The 15,204-nt window shown below is 69.5% G+C and carries 17 protein-coding genes; 5 read left to right on the forward strand and 12 right to left on the reverse strand.

Annotated features, from left to right (window positions below; translation table 11 throughout):
- Positions 1–322 precede the first annotated feature (322 nt).
- The 3 genes from ABD197_RS09855 to ABD197_RS09865 are packed head-to-tail and all read left to right on the forward strand — an operon-like array spanning position 323 to position 2,825.
- The gene (locus ABD197_RS09855; RefSeq protein ID WP_344054014.1) at positions 323–586 is read left to right on the forward strand and encodes a hypothetical protein; all 264 of its coding nucleotides are present in this window, start codon (positions 323–325) and stop codon (positions 584–586) included.
- A 60-nt stretch (positions 587–646) separates the two neighbouring features.
- A complete protein-coding gene (locus tag ABD197_RS09860; protein WP_344054016.1) occupies positions 647–1,738 on the forward strand; it encodes a GNAT family N-acetyltransferase in 1,092 nt (363 codons plus the stop codon).
- Positions 1,731–2,825 carry a GNAT family N-acetyltransferase gene (locus ABD197_RS09865; protein ID WP_344054018.1) on the forward strand — a complete coding sequence of 365 codons (1,095 nt, stop codon included), beginning with the start codon at positions 1,731–1,733 and terminating at the stop codon, positions 2,823–2,825. Before ABD197_RS09860 ends, ABD197_RS09865 begins: the two co-directional genes overlap by 8 nt.
- A gap of 4 nt (positions 2,826–2,829) precedes the next feature.
- Here the strand turns inward: ABD197_RS09865 and mutM are convergent, their stop codons facing one another.
- The 7 genes from mutM to ABD197_RS09900 form a co-directional block, all read right to left on the reverse strand.
- Positions 2,830–3,828: a bifunctional DNA-formamidopyrimidine glycosylase/DNA-(apurinic or apyrimidinic site) lyase gene (gene mutM, locus ABD197_RS09870; RefSeq protein ID WP_344054020.1), complete on the reverse strand. Its 999-nt coding sequence runs from the start codon at positions 3,826–3,828 to the stop codon at positions 2,830–2,832.
- 7 nt (positions 3,829–3,835) lie between these two features.
- On the reverse strand, positions 3,836–4,528 hold the full coding sequence (rnc, locus tag ABD197_RS09875; RefSeq protein ID WP_344054022.1) for a ribonuclease III: 693 nt from the start codon (positions 4,526–4,528) through the stop codon (positions 3,836–3,838).
- Positions 4,529–4,545: 17 nt separating this feature from the next.
- On the reverse strand, positions 4,546–4,755 hold the full coding sequence (rpmF, locus tag ABD197_RS09880) for a 50S ribosomal protein L32 (protein WP_344054025.1): 210 nt from the start codon (positions 4,753–4,755) through the stop codon (positions 4,546–4,548).
- A 39-nt stretch (positions 4,756–4,794) separates the two neighbouring features.
- Positions 4,795–5,271 carry a YceD family protein gene (locus ABD197_RS09885; RefSeq protein WP_344055836.1) on the reverse strand — a complete coding sequence of 159 codons (477 nt, stop codon included), beginning with the start codon at positions 5,269–5,271 and terminating at the stop codon, positions 4,795–4,797.
- Between the two features lie 85 nt (positions 5,272–5,356).
- Positions 5,357–5,854, reverse strand: a complete 498-nt coding sequence (gene coaD, locus ABD197_RS09890; RefSeq protein ID WP_344054027.1) for a pantetheine-phosphate adenylyltransferase — start codon at positions 5,852–5,854, stop codon at positions 5,357–5,359.
- 28 nt (positions 5,855–5,882) lie between these two features.
- Positions 5,883–8,045: an ATP-dependent DNA helicase RecG gene (locus ABD197_RS09895; RefSeq protein ID WP_344054029.1), complete on the reverse strand. Its 2,163-nt coding sequence runs from the start codon at positions 8,043–8,045 to the stop codon at positions 5,883–5,885.
- 41 nt (positions 8,046–8,086) lie between these two features.
- Entirely contained in the window at positions 8,087–8,713 is a 627-nt protein-coding gene (locus ABD197_RS09900; RefSeq protein ID WP_344054031.1) for a hypothetical protein, read from the reverse strand.
- 63 nt (positions 8,714–8,776) lie between these two features.
- Between ABD197_RS09900 and rsmD the strand changes: the two genes are divergently transcribed.
- The gene (rsmD, locus tag ABD197_RS09905; protein ID WP_344054033.1) at positions 8,777–9,340 is read left to right on the forward strand and encodes a 16S rRNA (guanine(966)-N(2))-methyltransferase RsmD; all 564 of its coding nucleotides are present in this window, start codon (positions 8,777–8,779) and stop codon (positions 9,338–9,340) included.
- Here the strand turns inward: rsmD and thiL are convergent, their stop codons facing one another.
- Positions 9,341–10,336, reverse strand: a complete 996-nt coding sequence (thiL, locus tag ABD197_RS09910) for a thiamine-phosphate kinase (RefSeq protein WP_344054035.1) — start codon at positions 10,334–10,336, stop codon at positions 9,341–9,343.
- Between the two features lie 66 nt (positions 10,337–10,402).
- Between thiL and ABD197_RS09915 the strand changes: the two genes are divergently transcribed.
- A complete protein-coding gene (locus ABD197_RS09915) occupies positions 10,403–10,891 on the forward strand; it encodes a DUF3515 domain-containing protein (RefSeq protein WP_344054037.1) in 489 nt (162 codons plus the stop codon).
- Here ABD197_RS09915 and ABD197_RS09920 read toward each other — a convergent pair.
- Genes ABD197_RS09920 through murA form a run of 4 tightly spaced genes read right to left on the reverse strand, consistent with a single transcriptional unit; the run spans position 10,888 to position 15,164 of the window.
- Positions 10,888–11,976, reverse strand: coding sequence for a D-alanine--D-alanine ligase family protein (locus ABD197_RS09920; protein WP_344054038.1), 1,089 nt, complete (start codon positions 11,974–11,976; stop codon positions 10,888–10,890). The genes ABD197_RS09915 and ABD197_RS09920 overlap by 4 nt on opposite strands.
- Positions 11,876–12,973, reverse strand: a complete 1,098-nt coding sequence (locus tag ABD197_RS09925) for an NAD(P)H-dependent glycerol-3-phosphate dehydrogenase (RefSeq protein WP_425561033.1) — start codon at positions 12,971–12,973, stop codon at positions 11,876–11,878. Before ABD197_RS09925 ends, ABD197_RS09920 begins: the two co-directional genes overlap by 101 nt.
- A 28-nt stretch (positions 12,974–13,001) precedes the next feature.
- Entirely contained in the window at positions 13,002–13,790 is a 789-nt protein-coding gene (locus ABD197_RS09930) for a lysophospholipid acyltransferase family protein (RefSeq protein ID WP_344054042.1), read from the reverse strand.
- Between the two features lie 3 nt (positions 13,791–13,793).
- Positions 13,794–15,164: a UDP-N-acetylglucosamine 1-carboxyvinyltransferase gene (gene murA, locus ABD197_RS09935; protein ID WP_344054044.1), complete on the reverse strand. Its 1,371-nt coding sequence runs from the start codon at positions 15,162–15,164 to the stop codon at positions 13,794–13,796.
- Between the last annotated feature and the right edge of the window lie 40 nt (positions 15,165–15,204).

The following is a 15,204-nucleotide window of genomic DNA, read 5'->3' on the forward strand; positions in this document are numbered from 1 at the left end:
TCGCGTCCACACCCACGAAAGGAGGTCACCGATGATGCACATGATCACACCCGGCTTCGCGCCCGTCTGCCGTACGCCGTTCCGCGGATCCGCTCCGGTGACCTCGTCGTTCGGCGCGACCGCTCTCACGGCCGTCTGACCCGCCGCTCAGGAGGACTCCGCCCTGCAGGCGGTCCCTGCGCCTCCGCGGAGCGTGCCACGGGCCTTGTCGCGGCTGTCCGCGCAGGCGCCCCCCGCGGGTCCGCGTCCGTCGCGTCTCCGCGATCCCGCGCCCTCTCGTGCGCCTCCCTCCCCCACCACCCTTCACTTGGAAGAGACCATCATGAACGACACCCTGACGCCCGTCCGGTCTCCCGGCACGGAGCGACGATTCGACTTCGCCACGACGGCGGACGGCGTGCACCTGACGCCCGTCGACCGCTTCGAACTGCGGATCGGACTCTGGTTGCTGCTGCGCAGCGCCCGCCGCCAGGAGGGCGCGCGCGATCGCGACGCGCACGCACGCCGTATGCGCAATGATCGGGCTCGCTCCGATCTCCACCATGCTGCCCTTCGCGTCCACGCACTCGACAGCATCCGCGCCTGACCCGCGCGGGGCCCTCCGGAGGCCCCGCGCGCCCTCACTTCACACAGAACGGAGATCGTCATGATCACCGCCCCCGCCCCCACGGGCATCGAACTTCGGCCGCTCACGATCCCGGCGTCGCTCGATGCGCCCGACGCCGCCGATTTCCTTGCGATGGTCGACGTGCGCAACCGCATCTACCGCGAGATCTCCGGTCACGGCGACGAAGCGATCACCGCGGCTGAGCTTCTCCCGCACTACCTGCCCGACGAGTACGAACTGCGCTTCAGCTGGCTCGTGCTCCACGACGGGATCCTGGTCGGCAGGGTCGGCGTGGACGTCCCGCTGCACCCTGGGTCTCGCGTGGCCTTCTGGCTCGTCGAGCTGCTCGAGGCGGCGCAGGGTCAGGGCATCGGCTCGACGGCATACGAGCTCGTCGAGCAGACCGCGCGCGAGCACGGCCGCACCATCCTGCAATCCTGGGCCGAGCACCGCGCCACCGACGGTCCAGAGCTGGCCGCGCCGACGGGCTTCGGGTCGATCCCGCACGACCGGGCGGCGCGCTTCTACCTGCGGCACGGCCACACGCTCGAGCAGATCGAGCGCAACAGCGCCTTCGAGCTGCAGGGCTCGTTCGACGAGGTCGATCGGCTCCTCGCGACGGCGGAAGAAGCCTCGAGCGACTATCGCATCGTGCAATGGTCTCCTCCGACGCCCGCGGAGTACATCGACGGCTACGCCTGGATGAAGTCACGGATGAACACGGATGCACCCGCAGCCGCCATGGAATTCGACGAGGAATTGTGGGACGCGGCGCGCGTCTCACGGCACGACGCCCTCTACACCGACGGTGGCCGGCTCCTTCTGGTGACGGCGGCCCAGCACATCGAGAGCGGCGAGCTGTGCGCCTTCAACGAACTCGTCGTCGGCCGAGACCGAACGGAGGCATCGCACCAGGAGGACACGCTCGTCCTGAAAGAGCACCGGGGCCACAGGCTCGGCACCCTCGTCAAGTGCGCCGGACTGCTGACGTGGCGAGCACTCGTCCCGCAGTCGCCGCGCGTGCTGACCTACAACGCGGAGGAGAACCGCCCCATGCTCGACATCAACGAGGCGATCGGCTTCGTCCCGATCGCCTACAACGGCGCATGGAAGAAGGTGCTCGATGCCTGACATCTCGACGGAGCAGGTGGCGGTCGCACGGATCGCTCCGCCCGCGCGTCTCGATGGTCCCGAAGCGGCGCCGTTCCTCGAAATGGTCCGCATCGGCAACGCCGTCTGCCGGCACGACACGGGACACGACGACCTGGCCCAGGAACCGGCCGAGATGCTCGGCTTCTGGCAGGACCAGACCTACTGGGGTCAGGACGGGTTCGTCGCCGAGCGGAACGGGGGCATCATCGGTGCCCTGAAGCTGTCCTATTCGAAGGAGGACGGGGCGACCGCCCTCGAGTTCGACCTCATGGTCGACCCCGAGCACTGGGGCGAGGGCGCCGAGCAGGCGCTGCTCGGCGTCGTCGAGGATGAAGCACGATCGCTCGGTCGTACGGTCGTGCAGACCTGGACGCTGCACCGACCGGACGCGGGCGGGCATCGGCTCGAACCCTCCACCGGGTGGGGTTCGATCCCCGCGGAGGATCGCCAGACCGTCCTCCACCTGACGCACGGCTACACGTTGGAGCAGGTCGAGCGCAACAGCGCGTTCGACCTCCGCGGATCGTTCGAACTCGTCGGGCGCATGCTCCACGACTCGCTGCGCGCCGCCGGCGACGACTACCGCGTCGTCGAGTGGACCTCGCCCACCCCTCACGAGCATCTCGACAGCTTCGCCTACGCCATCTCCCGGATGTCGACGGATGCGCCGCAAGGTGGACTCGTCATCGAGGAGGAGAAGTGGGATGCCGAGCGCGTCCGTACGCGCGACGAGCGACTGAGAAGCCAGGGTCTGCTGGCTTCTCTCGCGTGCGTCGTCCATGTGCCCACCGGCGCGATCGTCGCGTTCAACGAGCTCGTGATCGGCGAGGACCGCAGCGCGGCCACCCAGCAGTACGGCACGCTGGTCGTGCGAGAACACCGGGGACGACGGCTCGGCACCGTGGTCAAATGCGCGAATCTCATCCGCTGGCGCGATCTCGTGCCCGAGTCGCCTCGCGTGACCACGTTCAACGCCGAAGAGAACCGCCACATGCTCGCCATCAACGAGGCGATCGGATTCTACGCGATGTCCTACGCAGGGGCGTGGAAGAAGGTGCTCACCTAGGCGCTCAGCCCGCCGAGCTCTGAGTGTCGTTCCGGCTGTTGCCGTCTCGGCGCTTCTCCGCGAATCCGGTGAGCGTGCCGGCGACGGAAGTCGAACGGAAGCGCTGACAGTGCGGGCAGTAGTGGCTGGAGCGGTTCATGAAGGAGACGCGTACGATCGCGCGCCCGCAGCGCGGGCAGGGAAGTCCGGTGCGGCCGTAGGCATTCAGGGAGTGCGCGAAGTAGCCGGCCTGCCCGTTGACGTTGACGTACTGGGCGTCGAAACTCGTGCCCCCCTCCGCGAGCGCCTGGTGCAGCACCGCGCGGATCTCGCTCAGCAGACGGTTGACGGTACGAGTCGAGAGCGCTCGCGACTCAGTCTCAGGGTGCAGCCGGGTGCGCCAGAGTGCTTCGTCGGCGTAGATGTTGCCGATGCCGCTGATGACCGTCTGATCGAGCAGGACCCGCTTGATCGCGGACTCCTTCCGCCGCAGCGCCTCGCGGAACCGGTCGTCACGGAAAGCGGGATCGAGCGGATCGCGAGCGATGTGGGCGACCTGTTCCGGGACGAGCGGCTGATCCGTGCCGAGCCCACCGGGCGCGGCATCCGGCGTCGACGTGAGGGGGTCCACCGTGAGTGAGCCGAAGGTGCGCTGGTCGGCGAAGACGACGGCCAGCTCACCGTGCTGCGGATGCTGGATCTCCAGGCGGATGCGCTCGTGCCTCTCGGCGGGCGCACCGGGCGTCCGCAGGAGCAGCTGTCCGCTCATGCCCAGGTGAGCGAGGAGGGCGTGGGCGGGCTGTGACTCGCCTGCCGCCGGCGCGAGCGGGATCCAGAGGAACTTGCCGCGTCGCGCCGCTCCGTGCAGCACCCGTCCGGTCAGGACGCGTTCGAAGTCCGCGGCCGTGCCGTCGTATCTCGTCAGTGCGCGCTCATCCCACGCGCTGACGCCGACGACGGTGGCGCCGGACACGGCGGGGTCGAGGCCCGCTCGGACGACCTCGACCTCGGGAAGCTCCGGCACGGCGCGCTCAGCCTCGTGCGCTGAGCTCGCGCCACGCGTGCAGCGCAGCAGCCATCTCGGCCTGCTTCTTGCTCGAACCCGTTCCGTGGGCGGAGTAGTCTCCGACGGTGACGGTGGCGGAGAAGAGCCGGTTGTGGTCAGGACCGGTCGAGGTCACCTCGTACACCGGAGGCGTTGATCCGGTGCGGGACGCGAGTTCTTGAAGCGTGGTCTTGGGATCCACGGCGGCGCCGTAGCGGTCGGGATCCGCCAGGAGAGGGTCGATCAACCGCAGCACGAGACCGGTCGCAGCCTCCGGGCCCACCGACAGATACGTCGCGCCGATCACCGCTTCCATCGTGTCGGCGAGGATGGAGTCCTTGTCGCGGCCGCCCGTCTGCTCTTCGCCCCGCCCGAGCTTCACGTGCGCGCCGAGGCCGATGCCGCGGGCGACGTGGGCCAACGCGACGGTCGACACCACGCTCGCACGACGCTTGGCGAGCGCACCCTCGTCGAGCGAAGGGTTGGCCGTGAAAAGCCGCACGGTCACGGCTTGCCCGAGCACGGAGTCGCCGAGGAATTCGAGGCGCTCGTTGTGCGGCCCCTGGCCGTGTTCGTACGCCCAGGAACGATGCGTGAGCGCCAGCGACAAAAGCTCGGGGTCGATATCGACTCCGAGCTTGTCGGTGAGCGCACTGCGCTCAGGTGCGACCTGTGTCACGATCCGCCGGTGCGGGATCAGACGTCGGCGACCTTGCGGCCCTTGTACTCCAGGAACAGCTCCGTGCCCTGCGAGTCGGTGACGACCTTCGCCTGGTGGGGACGCCCGTAGACGACCTTGCCGTTCTCGATGGTCTTGGTCAGCGCGATGGGCGCCGCCTTCCACTGCGCGCGGCGCGAACGGGTGTTGGAGCGGGAGACCTTCCGCTTCGGGGGGTTACCAGCCATGGCTTGCTCTCTTCTGTGTTCGCGACGATGATCCCGGCGCTACGCGCGCGGCTCTTCGTCGTCGTGGTCTGGGGTGAACTGCTCGAGCGCGGCCCAGCGGATGTCGCGGGGATCGCCCTGCTCTGTCCCGGTGCTTCCGGCCAGCCGCTCGCCCGTGACCGGATCGAGGCCGGGGCAATCCGGCTGACACACCGGCTGAAACGGAAGCGACAACACGGCCGCGTCCCTGACCAGAGTTTCAAGATCCACGTGGTCGTCTTGAACCTCGAAGTCAGATGCTTCCTCCCCAGGATACGCGAAAAGCTCCTGAAACTCGACTTCGACGGGTGCGGCGATGTCGATCAGACAGCGACCGCACACTCCGTCGTACTCGGTCTCGAGGCTCCCGCTGGCCAGGATCCCCTCGTGGACGGATTCGAGCCGGACCTCGACCCGCACGTCGCGGCCCGCCGCGACGCTCACCAGTCCCTCGCCCCATTTCTCCGGCGCCGGCGCGTCGATCGTGAACTCGCGCATCTCCCCGGGGTGGTGGACGATGTCGCGCACGGGCAGCGCGAAGGGCCCTGGACGATGATTTCTCACGATCCTCAAGCCTACCGGGTCAGGTGCGCGAAGCTCCCGGGTCGAGGAACCGGGCGACCGCAGGGGGCACGAACGGCGACACGTCGCCACCGAGGGACGAGACCTGCCGGACGAGCGAGCTGGAGACCAGCGCGTGGGCCGGGTCGGGCAGCAGGAAGACGGTCTCGACGTGCGCGAGGTGCCGGTTCACGATCGCCATCGGGGTCTCGTACGCGACGTCGATCTGCGACCTGATGCCCTTCACCAGGACTCCCGCCCCGACGTCGGTGGCGTAGTCCACGAGCAGGCCGACGCTCCAGGAGGCCACGATGACCTGGCCTGTGATGTCGCTCTCCTGGATCGACTGCTCGAGCAGCGCGAGCCGCTGCGCGATCGGCAGCAACGCTTCCTTGCCCGGGTTGTGGACGACCAGCACGTGCAGCTCGTCGTACAGCGCCGCCGCCCGCCGGATGACATCGAGATGCCCGAGGGTCGGCGGGTCGAAAGATCCTGGAACGACGGCGATCCGGCTGCTCATGAGGCGAGCCTATCGGCGGCGGCGATACCTAGTTCTTCGCGAGTGCCGCCCGCTCGTGCTGCCCGAGCCTCCGCTCCAGGGCGCTCGCGAGTCCTGGGTGCGCACGCAGCGCCGGATCCTCCTCCAGTACCTGCTCCGCGACGTTGCGCGCGTGGGCGATCAGATCGGCATCCGTCACGACCCGCAGGAGCCGCAGCGACGATCGTGCGCCGGACTGCGCGTCGCCGAGCACATCGCCCTCGCCGCGGAGATCGAGGTCGATCTCGGCGAGAAGGAAGCCGTCGAGCGTGCCGGCGACCGCTTCGACACGGTCACGGGCGGGCGTTCCGAGTGCCGCCTCCGTCACGAGCAGGCAGAGTCCCGGCACTCCGCCGCGTCCCACGCGTCCGCGCAGCTGGTGAAGTTGCGAAACCCCGAACCGATCGGCTTCGAGGATCGCCATGGTCGAGGCATTCGCGACGTCGACCCCGACCTCGACGACGGTCGTCGCGACCAGCACGTCGATCTCGCCCCGCGCGAAGGACTGCATGATGGCGTCCTTCTCGTCCGCGGGCATCTTGCCGTGGAGCCCAGCGACGCGCAGCCGCGCGTACGACGGATGGCGCGAGAGCAGGTCCAGCACCTGCGCAACCCCCCACCGCGTGCGTACCGTTTCGCCGTCCGAGGGCGCCGCCGGCTCGTCGGCGGTGTCATCTTTCGTCTGCGACTCCGCGTCGATCGCCGGACACACGACGAACGACTGGTGACCTGCGGCCGCCTCTTCGGCGATCCGGTCCCACACGCGGGAGAACCATCCCGGTTTCTCGGCCAGGGGCGCGACGAACGTCTGTATTCCGGCCCGTCCCTGCGGCATCGTGCGGATCGTGGAGACGTCGAGGTCGCCGAAGACCGTCATCGCCACGGTGCGTGGAATGGGGGTCGCGGTGAGGACGAGCGCGTGCGGAGCAGAGCCCTTCGCCCGCAGGGACTCGCGCTGCTCGACGCCGAAGCGATGCTGCTCGTCGACGACGACGAGACCGAGGTCGGCGAACGTGGTCGACTCGCTCAACAGGGCGTGCGTCCCGACCACGATGAGCGCCTGGCCCGAGGCGACGCGCAGTGCCGCCTTGCGCCGCTCCGCGGCCGGCATCTGCCCGGTCAGCAGCGTGGGCATGAGCTCGGGGGCCAGACGCGGACCGAGCATCCGCGCGATCGAGCGCAGGTGCTGGCCGGCGAGCACTTCCGTCGGTGCGATGAGAGCGGACTGTCCACCGCTCTGGGCGACCTGGAGCATCGCACGCAGTGCCACGAGCGTCTTGCCCGAACCGACTTCGCCCTGCACGAGCCGGTTCATGGGCCAGTCGCCCTGCAGATCGCGCTCGATGCGTTCGCCCACCGAGATCTGATCCGGCGTGCGCTCGAACGGCAGAGCCGCGTCGAAACCCGCCAGGAGCGCACCCGGCGCCCGGCTCGTCGCCGACAGTGCACGGACGGACTGCCGCTGCTGCAGCAGGGCCACCTGGAGGACGAACGCCTCGTGCATACGGAGGGTGGCGCGGGCCTGATCGATCTGGCCCTCGACCTCGGGACGGTGGATGCGGTCGATCGCAGTGCGCGCGTCCAGCAGACCCTCTTCGCGGCGGAGGCTCTCGGGCAGGGGGTCCGCCACCGGGCCGAGGCCGTCGAGGACCAGCTCGACGATCTTGCGCAGCTGCCAGCTCGCGATCGTGCTCGTCGCGGGATAGATCGGGATCGGCAGGTTCGCGTTCGCCTCCGCGGTCAGTCGCGCCGTCTGCTCGTCGTCGAACAGTTCGTAATCGGGGTGCGCGAGCTGCTTGGCGCCGCGGTACTCCCCCACTTTCCCGGCGAAAACCCCCCGCCGCCCCGGCTGCAGGTCCTTCAATCGCCAGGTTTGGTTGAAGAACGTCAGCGACAGTTCGCCCGCGCCGTCGCTGATCACGACTTCCAGCAATGATCCCTTCCGATTCTGCATACGGCGCTCGGACGCACGCCTCACCTCGGCGACGATCGTGACGGGCTCGCCGATCGGCAGAGAGGAGATCGGGGTCAGCTCACCCCTCTTCGCGTAGCGGCGGGGGTAGTGAGCGAGCAGATCGCCCACTGTACGCATGCCGAACGCACGCTCGAGCGCCGTGGCGGTCTTCCCGCCCACGGCGCCGTCGAGACGCGATTCCAGCGCGAGGGCGGGCATGCTCCGAGTCTAGGCACGCCTCCCGACGCGCCGCGATCGGGTCACTGCCCGTTGGTGATCCCGAAGATCCCGTCGACGATGTCCGACAGCAGCGGCGTCCCGTCCAGGTTCGAGGTCTCCATGAAGACCCAGACACCCTCGCGCGCGACGACCGTTTCGACGACGTCGACCGGATACTGGCTGTTCGGCGTCGTCTTCTGGCAGACCGGAGCCCCGAAGTCATCCGTCGTGCACGTGAACCCGTCCGCCGGCAACGCTGCCGCGGCGGCGGCGACATCGGACGCGGGCGCAGTGCTGATGAGCACCAGCAGCCCGGTCGCGTCACCCGCGAACCAGTCGCAGCCCAGGGCGAGCGTCGCGTTCGCGGGCACCGGTCGGACGAACTGCGTGTAGTCGCCGCCCTGGAAGCCGAGCCCGTCGAGCACTGCGGCACGTGACTGCTCCGTCCCGAGTGCGGCGCAGTCGGTGGGCAGCGTCACCGGCGCAACCGTCGCCGTCGGCATGGGGGTCGCCGTCGGCGTGGGCGAGCCGCTCGCGGTCGGCGCGGCGCTCGTGGGCGATGCCGTGGGGGTGTTCTCCGCCCCGTCGCACGCAGAGAGGCCCAGCGCCAGGATCCCGGCGAAGACGAGCGTGGACAGGGTGCGCGTGCGTGTGCGTGTGCGGATCATCGCCGTTCCGATTCTCTCGAAGGTCCCCCCTGACCCGAGCATAAGGGTGCATAGGCTGGGGGCGTGCCACGGATCATTGCAGGACGTGCCGGATCGATCGTGCTCGACGTCGCCGACAGCGGAACCCGTCCCACGAGCGATCGGGTCCGAGAGTCGCTGTTCGGTGCCCTCGAATCCGCCGACGCGCTGCGAGGTGCCGCGGTGCTGGACCTGTACGCGGGATCGGGGGCGCTGGGACTTGAGGCGGTGAGCAGGGGCGCGGCATCCGCGGATCTCGTCGAGAAGTCGCCGCAGGCCGCGGCGATCGTGCAGCGCAATGCGGCGAAGGTCGGCAAGTCCGTCGGGCGCGACGTCGCGATCACGGTGCACCGCAATGCGGTGGCGACCTTCCTCGGCGGGCCGCGCGGACCGTACGATCTCGTGTTCCTCGACCCGCCCTACGAGCTGTCCGAGGCGGACTTGACACATGCGCTCTCTTTACTCGTCCCCTCACTGTCGGCGGAGGCCACCGTCGTGGTCGAGCGGGCCGCTCGCGCCCCGCAACCGCTGTTGCCGCCCGGGCTGCGCCACGAGCGTTCCAAGAGGTACGGCGACACCGTCCTGTGGTGGGCGACGCCGGTCGGCTGATCAGCCGCGGTGGGCGTCCCAGTCCCGGTAGGGATCCCACCCGGCGCGACCGTCGTGGGCTCTGCCGTCCACGAGCACCCGATGCGGGCCCGCTGGCAGGACGCGTCCGATCGCCCGGAAGCCGGAGGGCAGCGGATCGGAATCCGGGAAGGCCGCGAGCAGCGCGTGGTCCTCGCCTCCGGTGAGGGCCGTCTGAGGATCGGGTCCGAGCGCTGCGAAGTCGATCCCGATCGATACCTCGGATGCCGCGGCCATGCGCGATGCGTCCAGCAGGAGTCCGTCCGAGACGTCCATAAGGGCCGTCGCCCCCGCGTCCGCCGCAACCGGCCCGAGGGCGATCGGCGGCGTCGGCGCCAGCTGCGCGCGGAGCGCGTCGCGCTCGGCGTCGTCGAGGAGGTCGGCGTCGACGGGGACCGCCTCACCGGAGGCGTCGCGGAAACGATCGAACAGGATGCCGAGCCCGCGTCCGGCGAGTCCGAGCGCGCCGGCCACGGCGATCACATCGCCCGCGCGTGCGCCGCCGCGGAGCACAGGTTGTCTCCCGTCGAGGCTGCCGAGCGCCGTGACGGCGATCGTGAGCGTGTTTGAGACCGTGAGATCGCCCCCTTCGATCGTGCAGCCCGGTGCGAGCGCCTCGCACGCGGCGCACAGCCCCTCCGCGAACCGCTCGACGAAAGCGACGGTGGTGCTGCCCGGCATCGCGAGGGCGACGAGCAGCGCCGTGGGCCTCGCGCCCATTCCCGCGATGTCGGCGAGATTGACCGCCGCCGCCTTCCACCCGAGGTCGAACCCGTTCGACCACGCGAGCCGGAAGTCCGGGCCGTGGACGAGGGTGTCGGTGGTCGCCACGACCCGCCCATCGGGTGCGGACACGACGGCGGCGTCGTCTCCGGGACCGACCAGGGCGCGCGACGGCCCGATCCGCTCGAGGATCCTCGCAAGGACCGCCGCCTCGCTGAGCTCACCGACCGTCCGTTCGTCCGCGCGCGAGCTCATCCGTCCACGGTAGCGTCCACGACTCGCAGCGAGGCACGCGAACGGGCCCGCAGGTAGCCTGGAGGAGTGTCCCACCGATCCGCTGCCCTCGTGTCCGTAGCGCTGGTCACCCTGCTCGGCGTGGCGCTGTCTGGCTGCGCCTCGACGGTGTCGCTGGAGGCCGCTCCCGAGGCGAACACGCCGGAGTGCGCGGACGTCACCGTGCGGATGCCCGACACCGTGGACGGCCAGGAGCGCCGCTGGACGGACGCGCAGGCGACCGGGGCGTGGGGCGATCCGGCCGCGGTGATCCTGACGTGCGGGCTCGAAGCACCCGGCCCGTCCACCCTCCGCTGCATCACGATCGGGGGTGTGGACTGGCTCGTCGATGAGAGCGAGGCGCCGCGCTTCCGACTCACCACGTATGGGCGGACGCCGGCTGTCGAGCTGTTCGTCGACAACGAGGTCGTCTCGCCCAACAACGTGCTGTCGGATCTCTCCGGAGCCGTCGGTCAGCTGCCCAAGGATCGCGAATGCATCGCTCCCGAGTCGGCGGATCCTGAAGCGCAGGGTTAGGCGCGCTCGAGCGCAGTGTCGATCAGCTCGGCGATCAGCTCGGGGTAGGTCATGCCGGACGCGATCCAGCACTTCGGGAACATCGAGATCGGCGTGAACCCGGGCATCGTGTTCAGCTCGTTCACGACGAGCCCGTCGGACGCGAGGAAGAAGTCGACCCGCGCGAGTCCCCGCCCCTCGACGGCTTCGAACGCGCGGATGCCGAGCTCCTGGATCGCGGCGATCTCGGCGTCGGTCAGCTCGGCGGGGCACACCACCTCGGCCCCGTCGCCGCCGAGGTACTTCCCCTCGAAATCGTAGAACTCGCGCGTCGTGAGGACGATCTCGCCCGGGAGCGACGCCCGCGCGCGGCCACCGCGGCGGCCTTCGAGGATCGCGACCTCCACTTCGCGCCCGACGATCGCCGTCTCGATGAGGACCTTCTCGTCCTCCGCGAAGGCGACCCGGAGGGCGTCGTCCAGCTCATCGGGCGCGGCGACCTTGGACACACCCACGCTCGAACCCGCGCGCGCGGGCTTGACGAACAACGGAAGACCCAGGGCCACGGCGTCCGCCCGCACTGCGTCGGGATCGCGCGCCCAACCGGCGGCCGTCACGGTCACCCACGGAGAGACCGGCACGCCCGCTGACCGGAGCACGATCTTCATGAAGTGCTTGTCCATGCACAGCGCCGAATCCAGCACCCCGCCACCGGCGTACGGCAGCTCGAGGGTGTCCAGGAACCCCTGGACGGTGCCGTCCTCGCCGTGCACGCCGTGCAGGATCGGCAGGACGACATCGACGTTCCCGAGATCGGCGATGTCACCGTCCGCGCGGCGCACGCGCAGCGTCCGATCGCCACCGCCTTCGGGCCACAGGATCCGGGAGCCGTTGTCGATGACCTCCGGAAGCCGGTCGGCGTCGAGGGCGAACTTGTCGGGATCGTCGTCCTCGAGGACGAACACACCCTCGCGGGTGATCCCGACCGGGATCACCGCGTAGCGGTCACGCGGAATCGCGCGGAGAACGCCGCCCGCCGTTGCGGAACTGATCGAGTGTTCGCTGGAGCGACCTCCAAAGAGCACCACCACCGCCGGCCTGTCCATTCTGCGTCCTTTCGCCCTGGGGCTCATCGTCATCCGTCGTGAGGTGTGGTGCGATCTCACGCGGGTCCATCGTTCCGTCCAGCACCATCTTCACCTGCTCGACGATCGGCATCTGGATGCCGGCCTCGCGGGCGAGCTGCAGCACCGGCGCGACCGAAGCCAGGCCTTCGGCGGTCTGGTTCATCTGCTTCACGACGTCCTGGAAGCTGTAGCCCTGGCCGAGAAGTCGGCCCGCCGTGTTGTTCCGGCTGAGCGGCGACTGGCACGTCGCGATGAGGTCGCCGAGGCCCGCGAGGCCCTGCAGCGTCTCCACCTCCGCGCCTTGGGCGACCGCGAAATCGCTCATCTCCACGAGACCGCGCGTGATGATCGAGGCCTTCGTGTTCTCCCCGTATCCGACGCCGTCGACGATCCCGATCGCCACGGCGATCAGGTTCTTGAGCACTCCGCCGAACTCGGTGCCGATCACGTCCGTGTTCACGAACGTGCGGAAGTAGCGGTTGCGCGCACGGCGGGCGACAGCATCGGCGGTCTCCTGGCTGATCGAGGAGATCACCGCCGCCGTCGGCTGCTCGCGGGCGATCTCAAGCGCGAGGTTGGGCCCTGAGGCCACGGCGATGCGCGCCGGGTCGCAGTGCAGCTCCTGCTCGATGACCTGACTCATGCGCAGGCCGGAGCGCCGCTCGACGCCCTTCATGAGCGAGACGATCGGCGCGTCCGTGCCCGTCACGAGCGGACGGACCGCCTTGAGGTTCTCCCGCAGCGCCTGGCTCGGGATGGACAGATAGATCTGCTCGGCGCCGTCGAGCGCTTCCGACAGATGATGCGTCGCGTGCATGTCGCGCGGCAGGTTGATCCCCGGGAGGTACTCGCTGTTGCGCTTGGCCTCGTGGATCTCATTCGCGAGCTCGGGTCGACGTGCCCACATCGTGACGTGCGCACCGCCGTCCGCGAGGATCTTGCCGAACGTCGTCCCCCAGCTGCCTGCGCCGATCACGGCCACGCGCGGCAGGGCGGCTTCCTGTCTACGGCTCAAGGCGACCCGTCTCCTTCTGCCCGTGCTCGCTGGGGTTCCAGCGCTTCGCGGGAGCGGGAACGCCACGCAACTGCGAGAGCAGCTGGGCGATCGCATTCATCAGGCGGTCGGTTCCGGCTACGAGGGCGGCCGGCTGCGTCCCCTTCCCGGCATACTCACCGAGGTCGACCGGATCGCCGACGATGACCTGCACGGGCCGCCGCAACGGCCAGAAGCTCAGCCTGCCGTACCGCGGCAGGATGTCCTGGGCTCCCCAGTGCGCCATCGGGATGAGCGGGATGCCGTCCGCGAGGGCCAGGCGCACCGCACCGGTCTTCCCCCGCATCGGCCACAGGTCCGGATCGCGCGTCAGAGTGCCTTCGGGGTAGACGATGACCCCCCGGCCGTGCTCGACCAGGATCTCGGACGCCTCGATCGTCTGGCGTGCGGCGGATGCCGAGGAGGAACGGGCGACGGGGACCATGCCGGTCGCCCGCAGCGCCCATCCGAGCACCGGAACCTTGAAGAGGCTCTCCTTAGCCATGAAGCGCGGTGCGCGCCCCATCCGCCACACGGCGACGGCGACGATGAGCGGGTCGAACTCCGTCGAATGGCTCGGCGCGAGGACGTACGCGCCCTCCTGCGGGAGCTTGTGACCGTCGATGATCTCGATCTTGGCGAAAATTGCGGTCAGCGGCACGACGACCCAGGAGAGCGGCCAGAACACGCTCGGGCGGGTTCGCTCCGTGCTGCGTCGGGGCGTGCGCGCGCCCGGAGTGCGGGGTGAGGCGGTGGCCACGCGTCAGCCGATGACGTCGAAATCGGCGCCCAAGGCGTCGAGCTTCGTGAAGAGCTTCTCGTAGCCGCGGCGGATGATGCCGACGTTGCGGACGACGGACTCGCCTTCGGCCGCCAGAGCCGCGATCAGGTAGCTGTACCCGCCCCGCAGGTCGGGCACCACGACATCGGCGCCGTGCAACGGGGTCGGGCCGTTGATCACCGCTGCCTGTTCGAGCGCGCGACGCGGCACGCGGCGGTCGGGGCTGTCGATCCCCTGCGGATGCACCACGATGTCCGCGCCCATCTGCACGAGGGCCTCGGTGAATCCGAGACGGTTCTCGTACACGGTCTCGTGCACGATCGACGTGCCGGGCGCCTGGGTGAGCGCCACGATGAGGGGCTGCTGCCAGTCCGTCATGAAGCCGGGATGTACGTCCGTCTCGACGACGACCGGCTTGAGCGCGCTTCCCCGGCGGAACCGGATGCCGTCCTCGTGCACGTCGAACTCGCCGCCTGCCTTGCGGTACACGTTGAGGAACGTCAGCATCTCCTGCTGCTTCGCGCCGCCGACGTAGATGTCGCCGTCGGTCGCGAGCGCGGCGCACGCCCACGACGCTGCCTCGTTGCGGTCGAAGATGCAGCGATGGTCGTACCCGCGCAGGCTCTCCACGCCCTCGATCAGGATCACCCGGTTGGGCTCGTAGGAGATGATCGCGCCCATCTTCTGCAGGACGGCGATGAGATCCATGATCTCGGGCTCGATCGCGGCGTTGCGCAGCTCGGTCACACCCTTCGCGCGCACGGCGGTGAGCAGGACCTGCTCGGTCGCGCCGACGCTCGGGTAAGGCAGCTCGATGTCCGCGCCGTGCAGGCCGTTCGGTGCCGTGATCCGGATGCCCTCGTAGGTCTTGTCGACGATCGCGCCGAACGCGCGGAGTGCGTCCATGTGGAAATTGATGGGGCGGTCGCCGATCCGGCAGCCGCCGAGGTCGGGGATGAGGGCTTCGCCGAGGAGGTGCAGCAGCGGGCCGCAGAAGAGGATCGGGATGCGGGAGGCCCCCGCGTGCGCGTCGATCTCCTCGAAATGCGCCGAGACGGCCCCGCTCGGGTCGAATACGAGGGAGCCTTCCTCGTCACCCTGCTGCACGGTCACGCCGTGCACCTCGAGCAGGGACCGGACGACCTGTACGTCGCTGATGTCGGGCACGTCGCGCAGGACGCTGACCGTCTCTCCGAGGAGTGCCGCCACCATCGCCTTCGTGGCGAGGTTCTTCGCGCCCTTGACCTCCACGCGTCCGGTCAGTGGGCGACCGCCGCGGATCGCGAGCGTCTCACCGGTCATGCCGCCCCCTGTCGCCTTCGATCGTGCCTGGTCGTCCAGAAGCGTCTTCATCCGGTGGATCCTCACTTGTGTCTCGAGGGAACGGCCGTCC

The organism is Microbacterium lacus (assembly GCF_039531105.1).
In the GTDB taxonomy this organism is placed as follows: domain Bacteria; phylum Actinomycetota; class Actinomycetes; order Actinomycetales; family Microbacteriaceae; genus Microbacterium; species Microbacterium lacus.

What these genes read in the sequence shown, in the direction of transcription:
- ABD197_RS09865 (WP_344054018.1), top strand. Translation starts at nt 1,731, where the DNA reads ATGCCTGACATCTCGACGGAGCAGGTGGCGGTCGCACGGATCGCTCCG.
- coaD (WP_344054027.1), bottom strand. Translation starts at nt 5,854, where the DNA reads ATGAGCAGCCGGATCGCCGTCGTTCCAGGATCTTTCGACCCGCCGACC.
- ABD197_RS09885 (WP_344055836.1), bottom strand. Translation starts at nt 5,271, where the DNA reads ATGCGCGAGTTCACGATCGACGCGCCGGCGCCGGAGAAATGGGGCGAG.
- murA (WP_344054044.1), bottom strand. Translation starts at nt 15,164, where the DNA reads ATGAAGACGCTTCTGGACGACCAGGCACGATCGAAGGCGACAGGGGGC.
- ABD197_RS09900 (WP_344054031.1), bottom strand. Translation starts at nt 8,713, where the DNA reads ATGATCCGCACACGCACACGCACGCGCACCCTGTCCACGCTCGTCTTC.
- thiL (WP_344054035.1), bottom strand. Translation starts at nt 10,336, where the DNA reads ATGAGCTCGCGCGCGGACGAACGGACGGTCGGTGAGCTCAGCGAGGCG.
- ABD197_RS09920 (WP_344054038.1), bottom strand. Translation starts at nt 11,976, where the DNA reads ATGGACAGGCCGGCGGTGGTGGTGCTCTTTGGAGGTCGCTCCAGCGAA.
- rpmF (WP_344054025.1), bottom strand. Translation starts at nt 4,755, where the DNA reads ATGGCTGGTAACCCCCCGAAGCGGAAGGTCTCCCGCTCCAACACCCGT.
- ABD197_RS09860 (WP_344054016.1), top strand. Translation starts at nt 647, where the DNA reads ATGATCACCGCCCCCGCCCCCACGGGCATCGAACTTCGGCCGCTCACG.
- ABD197_RS09895 (WP_344054029.1), bottom strand. Translation starts at nt 8,045, where the DNA reads ATGCCCGCCCTCGCGCTGGAATCGCGTCTCGACGGCGCCGTGGGCGGG.
- ABD197_RS09855 (WP_344054014.1), top strand. Translation starts at nt 323, where the DNA reads ATGAACGACACCCTGACGCCCGTCCGGTCTCCCGGCACGGAGCGACGA.